Below are 289 nucleotides of genomic sequence, written 5' to 3'. Positions count from 1 at the left end.
TAGTGCAAGTGACTAGTGCGAGTGACGAGGCACTTCGGAACCCCGGCAACCGACCAGAAAGTCGAAATCACAGCCTTGATCGGCCTGCATCACTTTATCGATATACAGTTGGCGATAGCCGCCAAGCAACAATTGTGGCGGGGCTTGCCATTGCGCCAGGCGTGCGGCCAGTTCGGCTCCCGGGATGTCCAGATGCAGACGGCCGCTGGCGCAGTCAAGCTCGATCCAGTCGCCTTCCTTGACCACCGCAAGCGGGCCACCGGCGGCCGCTTCCGGAGCGACATGCAGA

1 protein-coding gene is annotated in these 289 nt (G+C 61.2%); it reads right to left on the bottom strand.

The features are described 5' to 3' along the window. Window positions 1-12: 12 nt before the first annotated feature. The coding region (locus tag EE949_RS08425; protein ID WP_206335697.1) for a dihydroxy-acid dehydratase at window positions 13-289 on the bottom strand (277 nt) is incomplete at its 5' end.

It is taken from the genome of Pseudomonas viridiflava (genome assembly GCF_900602065.1).
In the GTDB taxonomy this organism is placed as follows: Bacteria; Pseudomonadota; Gammaproteobacteria; order Pseudomonadales; family Pseudomonadaceae; genus Aquipseudomonas.
This window is presented reverse-complemented; position numbering and strand designations above follow the sequence as displayed.